Here is a 9,393-nt window from a genome sequence, read left to right on the forward strand (position 1 = left end):
GGTGGACCATTAACTGGTTTCTGTTTCGGTCTCGTTGTATTCTTTAGTTTCTGGAATACAGTAGTATTTGGAGTATATGGTGGTATTGTTGTAGGTATTATAATTATCATCTTATTAATTCTCATGGATAATTACTTAGAATTATTTGCAATCAATAAATATGGACCTTATGATGAAGCTGCTTTAAAAGAATTTGAAGAAGGTAAAGCAAATCCTAAAGCAGAAGTTAAAGAAGAAGCTCCTGTAGAAGAAGCTGCTGAAGAAGCTGAAGAGGCTGTTGAAGAGGAAGCTGCTGAAGAAGCTCCTGTAGAAGAAGCTGAAAAAACAGGTGGAAATTAAGGAGGTTTCATTATGGATCCAATTAGTTTAATTTTATTCATCGCAATAGGCGGTATTATGATTGGTGCAGGTGTGCACTTTATTCCTGTAGGAGGAGCTCCTGCAGCTATGGCAACCGCTACCGGTGTAGGTACCGGTACTGCTATGTTAGCTGCTGGTGCAGGTTTAACAGGATTAATTACTGCTGCAACTATGACAGGTGAACCATTCTATATAGTAGGTATTGGTGGTGCTATCGGTGCTATGATCATGATGGGTATTACTATGCTCATTGCAAACTTGATTTATATCTTCGGTATCGGTATTGTACCAGCAGCATCCAAAGTAAATGTAGACTGGATTACTGGACGTAATCAAGAAGCTTTCAAAACTCCTGGTACTGAAGGTCACGGTGTACCTCTCACTTCATTTGTAAGTGGTCTTATCGGAGGGCTTCTTGGTGGTTTCGGTGGTGGATTGGTCTACTTCGGTATTTATGATGCTGTACAAGCTTCTTTTGAACCTGCTGTTGCTGTTGGTTTAGCTGCTATTTTAGGTGTAGGTGTGTTCTTTATTAACTCAGTAATTGCTTCATATAACATCGGTGGTACCATTGAAGGTATGCACGATCCAAAATTCAAAAGAATTGGTACTGGAGCTCTTGCTTGTGCTATCGCATCTGTCGTTGTCGGAATATTTTGTATTATTTTAACTGGAGGTATCTAAATGTCTGCTGGTGGAAGTGCTGACGGTGCAGCTGCAGGTGCAGTAGATTCAATGCACTTATTAATTTTAGGTGTCGTTGGCGGATTACTCTGTATTTATTTATCAGGATTTTTAGGTGACGTAATTGGTCCAGTTCTTGCTGCTATTGGTGCTGTTCTCGCTATTGTTTGGGGAGCAGATGCTATTCGTAGAGTAGCAAGTTACGGTTTAGGTACTGGTGTACCATCTATCGGGTATATGTCTCTTTCAGTTGGTGTAATTTCAGCTTTAGGAGGACTTAGTTTAGCTTCTAGTTTAAACATCCCGTTAATTGGACCTTTAGCAGGACTTATCATTGCTGTAATTATTGGAGCAGTTATTGCACTTGTTGCAACTAAAATCGTAGGTATGAAAATCCCTATTATGCTTCAATGTACTATTGAAATTGCAGGTGCAGCTTGTTTATCCATTTTAGGATTTGCTGTTGCTATTGCAGGTAGCTATGATTTGACTGCAGTGTTTGAAAATGTTGTTGCAACTGGTTTTATTGCTGTATTATTTATTATGTGTACTATGGCTATCCAACACCCATTCAACGCATGTTTAGGACCTAACGAAGATCAAGTAAGAACTCTCAAATGTGCATGTTCTACTGCATTTTTATCAATGACTATTACTGGTCTTTTATCTGTAACTACAGGTGGATTAGGTTGGTTCCTTGTATTCGTTGTAGGTTTAATTGGTTGGGTAATTTCATTCAGAGCATTTGTATTGGCTTCATGTAATGATGCAGCTTCAACCAAATGGGCTGGTTTATGGCCTAACGTGGAGCAATAGATTAGGAGGAATTAAATATGGCTCAAATGTTACCTATGATTCAGGTTATACCTGAATTCAATTTCGCATTAGACCCTGTAACTGGGGTTATCGGATCATCTTTAGGTTCAGGAATAGTACTCCTATCTATGGATGAAGTAAACGAACAAGTAGCAAAAGTCGAATTGGCTGCTGATGAATTAATGGCTTCATTAGACCCATATACAAGTCCTGTCGGATCTTATCCTGGAAGGGAAGGTTCCTATATTACTGCAGGAATGTTAACAAATATGGTATATGGATTCTTATTAGCATCTTTCATCATATTTGCTGCGTTACCAGTCTTACAAGCATTGGGGGTATTATAGATGGCAGATAAAAAAGCTCCTGCAGATGGCTGGCCAGTTATCAGTGGGGATTACATTGTAGGTGATCCTGAAAGCCCTGTTGCTGTTACAACTCTTGCATCTCACATTGAAGCTGAGTTATCTGGAGCAGCAATCGCAGGACCATGTAAAACAGAAAACTTAGGAATAGAAAAAGTAGTTGCAAACATTATCTCAAACCCTAACATCCGTTTCTTAATCGTAACCGGTGCTGAAGTACAAGGACACATTACAGGTCAAAGTATCATGGCATTGTACGAAAACGGTGCGGACGCAGATAAAAAGAAAATCATCGGAGCAACCGGTGCTATTCCTTTCGTAGAGAATGTTCCACTCGACGGTATTGAAAGATTCCAACAACAATTAGAAATTGTTGACTTAATTGATACAGAAGATATTGGAGCAATTCAATCAAAAATTAATGAATGTGTAGAAAAAGATCCTGGTGCTTTTGAAGAAGAAGCTATGGTTATTTCCGTGGATGAAGATGACGGCGATGAAGACGAAGGAGAAGCAATGAAAGTTGTATCTGCTGAAACTGCACTTATTGAAGCAAGAATCAGAGATATCAACACAAAAATCGACATGGTCGGTGCTATCCAAAGAAATATGGCCGGTAATTATGCAGGTAAAGTCCAAGGAATAATGATGGGTTTAGTATTCACTTTAGTAATTGGAGCTTTATTCTTATTATTCTAGGGAGGCGTAATTATGGTGCAAATTTCTAATAAACCAAATATAGGCGGAATGAAAACTGTTGCAGATGATGCAGAATACAGTTCAAAACTTATTGCAAGAGATGGTAAATTATTCGCAGGTTTACTAGCAACTAGATTTAAAGGATTTGCTATTGGTATTTGCATAGCTCTTCTTTTAGTTGTAATTATCCCTGCCCTTGCAAAAGCATTTGGATTCTAGAGGTGTTATTATGAGTGAAGAAGAAAACACAATACCTCAAGTTATGGTGTCTTCAGATGATTTCAACGCAATCGTTGCAAAATTAGACGATGCTGAAGAAAAAGTTGATTTCACTGTCGGAGAATATTATCAACGTTTAGGCCAACAATCTGGTAGAGATGTTGGAATATTATATGGTATTATACTCGGATTAATGATCTTGATTGTAGCAATTAAATTCGGTTTAGTATCAATGTTATCTACCTTATTATAGGAGGTTCGTACTTATGTTTAGATTTGAGAAAGAACAACTCGTCGTAGATATTGCTGGAGTAAAAATGGGAGGACAACCTGGTGAATACCCTACCGTTTTAGCAGGAACTATCTTTTACGGCGGACACAAAATTATTAGCGATGAAAAAGCAGGTATCTTTGATAAAGACGCTGCTGATGAAAGAATTAAAACAATGGAAGAAATGTCTGATGTAACCGGAAACCCTTGTGTTGTACAAACTTTCGGTGCTACTGCAGATGCTATGGTAAAATACTTAGAATTTGTAGGAGACGTCTGTGACAAACCTTTCCTTATCGACTCAACTGCTGCTGCTGCAAAAATTGCAGGTGTAGAATACGTTCAAGAAGTCGGATTAGCTGAAAGGGCTGTTTACAACTCCATAAGTATGGCTGCAGAACCTGCAGAAATTGAAGCTGTTAAAAACTCAGACATCGATGCATCCATTCTCTTAGGTTTCAACCCAATGACTCCTGGTGTAGAAGGAAAAATCGAAATTTGGGAAACTGGTGGATCTGTAATCGACCAAGGTATTCTCGAAATGGCTGATGAATGTGGTATTACTAAACCATGGATGGACGTAGCAGTTACTCCATTAGGTCAAGGTGCAGGACCTGCTGTAAGAACCTCTTACTCTGTAAAAGCTAAATGGGGATACCCAGTAGGATCTGGTATTCACAACGTACCATCCGCATGGGACTGGTTAAGAGGATACAAAAAAGAACACAAAGAAGCATGGCCTGTTTGTGATATTGGTTCAAACATCGTACAACAAATGGCTGGTGGAGACTTCGTTCTTTTCGGACCTATTGAAAACTCCAGACTTGCATTCCCTGCATGTGGTATGGCTGATATTATGATTGCTGAAGCAGCAAAAGATATCGGTACTGAACCTGTAGAAGACCACCCAATTAACAACTTATTATAGATATAAGGGTCCCGATTAGATGATTTATTCATCTAATCATTTTTTTCTATTTTTTTTAATTAAAATTCGCATTGCTTTTTTTTCAAATTATTTTAATAAAATTTATATTATTATAAAAAGATATTTATAATCAAGTTTTAATTGAGGTTATAAAATGTCTTTTCTAAGTAAAATTTTTAATAGAGGTCCTAAACCTGTTATTGCTCATTCTCATGAGGGCAATTTAGCAATGTTAAAGGCTCAAAAGGCCGGACCGGCTAGTCCTGGAGTTGTTAAAAAACCAGATGTATTTTATGTGACTGCTTCAGTTGAATTAGGTAACACTACAACCAAATGTATTGTAACAGCAACAAACTTGAACACAAGTGAATGTTACCTTTTAAATAAAACAGTTAAAATGACAAGGGATATCAGACCTCCTAAACCTACCGAAGAGGTATTCGGTAAAACTGTTTGGGGTATTGAACTTTCTAAAGAAGCTGTAGCTGATTTGATTAAGGACACTGTTCTTGAATCTCTTAGAAAATGTAACGTTGATAAGGATGAGGATTTGGACTTTGTAGTACGTTCCACTGGGGTTACTGCAGGTTTTGCTACTGCTGAGGAAGCAGGTCAATTGGTTATCGCTTTAGCTGACGGCTGTTTGAATGCAGACATTCCGCCACGTAAAATGTCTCCTGCAATGAGCTCATCACAGCTTCCTGAAAGATTGCAAAAATACACTCTTTTAGATAATGTAATGTTCGATGGAGCTGTTGTAAGTGTTATACCTCCACAGGGTAAGGAAACCGTTGCAAATGAGATGGAAGGTGAGCTTGTTACTGCAGGTATTAAATTAGGTGCCAAATGGACTGATATTGATTACAGAAATCCTTGTGTTTCCTTGGACTTCGGTTCCACATTGGCAGGACGTATTGTTAATGACAATGAACCTTATGCAAATACTGTAGGTAACTTTTTAGGTTTGGCAGGTGTTGTTTCTGATGCTATTGCTAGAGGATCAGGTCAAATCGACATGAAAAACGGTGCTGCCTTAGATTTATATTCAGATAAAGCACTTAAAAAAGCAAATACTAAAAAGGCTCAAGAAAATGCTGAAGAAGCTCACAAATTAATTAATATTTGTAAAGTGCCTATGGATGTTGACAGATTCGGTACTGTACCGTTAAACCCTGTTGCCGCTGAAAAAGCTGGAACAACTCTAATTGGTTGTGACGTTGGGGTTAATGGTGATAAGTTAGGTGAATTAACTAAACTGGGTGCAAAATTCTATAAGGAAGATGGCTTAGGAACTCTTCTTTCAACCATGGACTATGTAAGTACTAAAATCGTTACCCGTGTTTTGGATGTTGCATTTGAGGAAGATGTTATTACTCCAGGTTCCGCTTTAGGAATTACAGGAAGGGCAGGTATCACTGGTAAAAAACCTGAACTTATCTTGGAAGCTGTTCAAGACAGATTCGAAAATGTCGTGTTTGTTGAAGACGGTTTGGCTCTTGGATCTGCAATTATGGCCCGTTGTATGAATTCAATGGGTACTCAAAAGTCACCGATTGGCGGTCGCCAAGGAGATAGATGTATTCTTGGTAAAAGAATGAAGATGCAAGGAAGCAAATACGCTTAAACATCTGTGGTTTATCATGATTTATGCAATTTTGATGGCAGGAGGTAAGGGGACCCGACTAAAAGTTCCCGAAGAAAAACCTCTTTTCAAATTACGTGATAAACCTTTAATTAATTTTGTACTTGACAACTTGAAAGCATCAGAATTAGTCGATGAGATAGTTATTGCCGTTAGTCCGAATACTGTAGAAACTACAGAATATTTAAACAGTATTGAAGGAGATTATACGATTTTAGATACTTCAGGCGAGGATTATTTAACTGACTTGTCTTATATTCTAGATTATTTTGAAAAAAAGTCTCCAGATGATATTTTGCTTTTCATTAATGCAGATTTGCCTTTTATATCCACTGAAACTATTGATTATGTTTTAAAATATTACTTAGAATCCCCTAAAGATGCATTATCAGTTTTAGTTCCTGTTGAAATATTTGAAGATTTGGGTTTGGATTATTCATATGAGTTTGAAGGCAATGTCCCATCAGGACTGAACGTTTTAAGAAGCGTTAATATTGTTCAGGATGAAGATCAGCTAATCATTCCAAAAGTTGAATTGGCCTTAAACATTAATACTATTTTAGATAGTAAAGTTGCTGAAAAGTTGTATAATACATATTATGTTTAAATATGATGAAGTTAAATAATTATATAAGTAGATTTAATTTTTATCAGGTGATTTAATGGAAAATAAACAAATTCCTAGAAGAGAAGAAAAATTATGGAGTGAAATCAAAAACTATCAAGTAGCTACCAACAATGCACGTATTCTTGGTGTACTCGATGAATTAATCATCAACGAAAAAACTGGTAAAATCGTGGATATTGCAATCAGAGTTGAAAGTGACCGTAATATTCATGTTAAAGGAGCTAAAAGAAACGGCGACTTATTATTAGTTCCTTTCGCTAAAGTTGAAAAAGTTGGCGAATTTATTATTGTAACTGAATAATTTCAGTTATTCTCTTTTTTTATTTTAATTTTATATCTTTTTTTTCAAATAGTGTGTTAACTATTTATATTTTATAAATTAAATTTATACTAGTATAACAAATTCATATTTTATTTATAAAGGTGATTGTATGTTGCTTGAAATAGAAAATTTAGGCGTCGAAGTAGCAGGAAAAAGAGTTTTAAAAAATATCAATCTTGCTATTGATGAAGGGGAGACTCATGTTCTTTTAGGACCTAATGGTGCTGGAAAAAGTACTTTATTCCTAACTATATTGGGATTTCCGAATTATAATGTAGTTCAAGGTTCAATTAAGTTTAAAGGTCAAGATATTACTGAGTTAACCACTGCAGAGAGAGTTAAATTAGGAATTGGGGTAAGTTTCCAATCTCCACCGGCAATTAGAGGAGTGTCAGTTGGGGATTTACTTAAAATAGAATCCAATCAAGACATTAATGAAGAATTAAATCCAAGAATGAAAAAATTGGCCGATCAGCTCAAATTCAGTGACGAATTTTTGGAAAGGGATGTTAATCTTGGATTTTCTGGTGGGGAAGTAAAACGTTCCGAAATTTTACAATTGCTTGCGCAAATGCCGGATTTCACAATGTTTGATGAACCTGATTCCGGTGTGGACATTGAAAATGTTGAGTTATTGGCTTCTGAAATCGGAACTTTATTGGATAAGGATAAAACACAGCGTCACAGAAAAAGAAGCGGTCTTTTGATTACTCACTTAGGTTATATTTTAAATTTTGTTCGTGCTGATAAAGCGCATGTTTTAATGAATGGGGTAATTTCCTGTTCAGGAAACCCTGATGAAATTCTTGAAGATATTAGGAAAAACGGTTTTAATGGATGTGTTGAGTGTGCGCAATGTTTATGAAGCTGCCGAAAAGGCAATAAATAAAAAAGCTGCAATTGGTGCAGATGTCACTATTGAAAACTTTACTGACGAAACAGTAAATGCTTTAGATATGATTGATGACTTGGATGATTTAGGTAAGCAGACCAAAGAAGACCTTTTAAAAGTCGGTGTTGACACTGAAGAGAAGAACAGGTCAGGGTCATTTTTACAAGTAGATCAAAGTAATATTTTTACTAATAATTCAATGTCTGATTCTATTGAAGTAATGAATATGCAAATTGCATTAGATAAATACAACTGGTTAGATGATTATCTTTGGAATGTCGTAAAGCCTGATGCGGATAAATACACTGCAAAAACCGCTTTAAGAGAAAAAGAAAATGAATTTGTAAGCGGTTATTTTGTAAGGTCCCTTCCTGGAACTAAAGAAGTAATGCCTGTACAGGCATGCATGTTCATCAGCGATGAAGAAGTAATGCAAACCGCTCATAATGTAATCATTGCTGAGGAAAATTCTGAATTGCATTTAATCACTGGTTGTGCGACTGGTGATGATGTGGGCTCAGCGATGCACGTAGGCGTATCTGAAATGTATTTAAAACCTGGCTCTAAAATAACTTTCACTATGGTTCACAATTGGGCTGAACAAGTGGAAGTGCGTCCAAGAACTGGTGTAAAATTATGTGATGATACTACTTACATTAATAATTATATCTTAACCAGTCCTGTAAGCACCATCCAATCTTTCCCAACAGCTTATTGTGATGGTAAAAACTCAAGAGCAATTTTCCAAAGTATTCAAGGCGGTAAAAAGGATTCCATTATTGATGTTGGATCTAGAGTTCTGTTAAATGCTGAAGGTGCCAGAGGAGAAGTTATCTCAAGGGCTGTTGCTCAAGATGAATCAAAAATCTATGCAAGAGGACACCTTGCAGGCACTGTACCAACAGTTAAAGGACACTTGGAGTGCCATGGTTTAGTATTGTCAGATGATAGTTTCATTTATGCAGTTCCTGAACTTGAAGCCAGTTCTGCAAATCTGGAGATGTCTCACGAAGCTGCCGTCGGTAAGATATCTGAAGATGAAATCAATTATTTGACTGCTCGTGGAATCAGTGAAGAGGATGCCGAATCCATGATTGTTAGAGGATTTTTAAACATGGATATAACCGGTCTTCCAGACGATTTGGCAGAGCAGACTCAAAGAATGATTGATATGAGTCTTGATGGAATGTAATTCCATCTAATACCTCTTTTTTTTCTTTTTTTTCATGCGAATTTTACTTTTCTAAAATCTTGTTTCATAGTATATAAACTTTTTGACTTTAATTTCTAAGTAAGCTTTATATTAATTATAAATGAAATATATTAATCAGTACATAATGTAATGCTGAGCTAGCTCATTAAGTACAGAAATTGTGTTTTTAAGGTATGCCTAAACAGTATTCCTTAAAAAGAAATTTTAAAATTTTTTAAAAAACTTTAAAATTTAAATTTAGAAAAGCGCAAGTTTTTCTAAATGGAGAAAATATTTTATAGAGGAGGAGAAACTCTATGGCTGATGATGTAAAAATTGTAATGTTTTGTTGCAACTGGTGTTCCTATGGAGGAG

General features: G+C 36.3%; 12 protein-coding genes and 1 pseudogene. All 13 read left to right on the forward strand.

What is annotated here, in order from left to right:
* Positions 1-177: pseudogene (locus ACJROP_RS11260) on the forward strand (tetrahydromethanopterin S-methyltransferase subunit E); the annotation flags it as partial.
* Positions 178-351: 174 nt separating this feature from the next.
* Positions 352-1,044, forward strand: a complete 693-nt coding sequence (gene mtrD, locus ACJROP_RS11265) for a tetrahydromethanopterin S-methyltransferase subunit D (protein ID WP_406535561.1) — start codon at positions 352-354, stop codon at positions 1,042-1,044.
* Complete coding sequence (gene mtrC, locus ACJROP_RS11270) at positions 1,045-1,860, forward strand: tetrahydromethanopterin S-methyltransferase subunit MtrC (RefSeq protein ID WP_406535562.1); 816 nt, start codon at positions 1,045-1,047, stop codon at positions 1,858-1,860.
* 17 nt (positions 1,861-1,877) lie between these two features.
* Complete coding sequence (gene mtrB, locus ACJROP_RS11275) at positions 1,878-2,207, forward strand: tetrahydromethanopterin S-methyltransferase subunit MtrB (protein WP_406535563.1); 330 nt, start codon at positions 1,878-1,880, stop codon at positions 2,205-2,207.
* Positions 2,208-2,924, forward strand: coding sequence for a tetrahydromethanopterin S-methyltransferase subunit A (gene mtrA / locus ACJROP_RS11280; RefSeq protein WP_406535564.1), 717 nt, complete (start codon positions 2,208-2,210; stop codon positions 2,922-2,924). It begins immediately after the preceding gene.
* Between the two features lie 12 nt (positions 2,925-2,936).
* Positions 2,937-3,143: a tetrahydromethanopterin S-methyltransferase subunit F gene (locus ACJROP_RS11285; RefSeq protein ID WP_406535565.1), complete on the forward strand. Its 207-nt coding sequence runs from the start codon at positions 2,937-2,939 to the stop codon at positions 3,141-3,143.
* A gap of 10 nt (positions 3,144-3,153) precedes the next feature.
* Positions 3,154-3,396, forward strand: coding sequence for a tetrahydromethanopterin S-methyltransferase subunit MtrG (gene mtrG / locus ACJROP_RS11290; protein WP_406535566.1), 243 nt, complete (start codon positions 3,154-3,156; stop codon positions 3,394-3,396).
* Between the two features lie 13 nt (positions 3,397-3,409).
* On the forward strand, positions 3,410-4,342 hold the full coding sequence (gene mtrH, locus ACJROP_RS11295; RefSeq protein ID WP_406535567.1) for a tetrahydromethanopterin S-methyltransferase subunit H: 933 nt from the start codon (positions 3,410-3,412) through the stop codon (positions 4,340-4,342).
* Positions 4,343-4,496: 154 nt separating this feature from the next.
* A complete protein-coding gene (locus tag ACJROP_RS11300) occupies positions 4,497-5,966 on the forward strand; it encodes a methanogenesis marker 14 protein (protein ID WP_406535568.1) in 1,470 nt (489 codons plus the stop codon).
* A 16-nt stretch (positions 5,967-5,982) separates the two neighbouring features.
* On the forward strand, positions 5,983-6,591 hold the full coding sequence (locus ACJROP_RS11305) for an NTP transferase domain-containing protein (protein ID WP_406535569.1): 609 nt from the start codon (positions 5,983-5,985) through the stop codon (positions 6,589-6,591).
* A gap of 55 nt (positions 6,592-6,646) precedes the next feature.
* Complete coding sequence (locus tag ACJROP_RS11310) at positions 6,647-6,913, forward strand: PRC-barrel domain-containing protein (RefSeq protein ID WP_042692144.1); 267 nt, start codon at positions 6,647-6,649, stop codon at positions 6,911-6,913.
* Positions 6,914-7,043: 130 nt separating this feature from the next.
* On the forward strand, positions 7,044-7,799 hold the full coding sequence (locus ACJROP_RS11315) for an ABC transporter ATP-binding protein (protein WP_406535570.1): 756 nt from the start codon (positions 7,044-7,046) through the stop codon (positions 7,797-7,799).
* Positions 7,768-9,018, forward strand: coding sequence for a SufB/SufD family protein (locus ACJROP_RS11320; RefSeq protein ID WP_406535571.1), 1,251 nt, complete (start codon positions 7,768-7,770; stop codon positions 9,016-9,018). Before ACJROP_RS11315 ends, ACJROP_RS11320 begins: the two co-directional genes overlap by 32 nt.
* Positions 9,019-9,393: the final 375 nt, after the last annotated feature.

This window comes from Methanobrevibacter sp. (assembly GCF_045220775.1).
Lineage (GTDB): Archaea > Methanobacteriota > Methanobacteria > Methanobacteriales > Methanobacteriaceae > Methanocatella.